Origin of the sequence: Mesorhizobium sp. M0518 (assembly GCF_040321125.1) — a bacterium.
In the GTDB taxonomy this organism is placed as follows: domain Bacteria; phylum Pseudomonadota; class Alphaproteobacteria; order Rhizobiales; family Rhizobiaceae; genus Mesorhizobium.
On sequence record NZ_JAMYQY010000066.1, the window covers coordinates 1 to 718 of the forward strand.

A 718-nucleotide genomic window follows, 5' to 3' on the forward strand; every position below is an offset into this window, starting at 1 on the left:
CTTGTTGTGGACACATGACCAGCGCGACAGACGACGCGATCAGATCACGCTGTCGGCACTCACCCTCCTTGCCGCTCCGCATTCGCGGAGCGGCTTAGTCCAATAGCAGTTGTCCTTTAGTAGTGATGATGATGATGCTCCGGCCGTTCCAGCATTGCCTGGGCGGCAAACTTGGCACAATAGTAGTTGCAACGCAGAATGGTTCGACAATTTCGTCCCATTCCGGCTCTTCATATGAATGCGCTGGCTCAATGATGTCGATACCTGCGTTGCAGACCGTCACATCGATCTGCCCAAATTGGTCCACCGTGCCACTGATCAGTGCCCTGCAATCGTCATGCGACCGTACATCAGCGCGGATAGCCGTCACGCTGATTCCTTCCGCAAGTTCGGCCTCTGCTTGCATCAGCTCTTCAATATTGTGCAAGGAAAGGGCTATCTTCGCACCCAACCGTCCAAAGCAGGTGGCGAGCGACTTCCCTAGACCGTGGCTCGAGCCTGAAATGCAGACTACTTTGCCATCAATTCCGATGAGCTGCTGGTATCCTTCTGCACCTGAATTACGAGTTGTCCAGACATTGCGATGCTCCTCCGTCGTCCCAGTCTTGGCTCATCTCGAACTCCACAACCGCCATCGGCAGGCTGACGACAAGGTCTCCTTGAATGAAGCTTCAAGCCGGTTAATTCGGCCACCATCCGTGGCTTTGGCGGCTTCTCC

The 718-nt window shown here is 54.9% G+C and carries 1 protein-coding gene; it reads right to left on the minus strand.

What is annotated here, in order from left to right:
- Positions 1–94: 94 nt before the first annotated feature.
- Entirely contained in the window at positions 95–532 is a 438-nt protein-coding gene (locus NKI66_RS32620; RefSeq protein WP_352754080.1) for an SDR family NAD(P)-dependent oxidoreductase, read from the minus strand.
- Between the last annotated feature and the right edge of the window lie 186 nt (positions 533–718).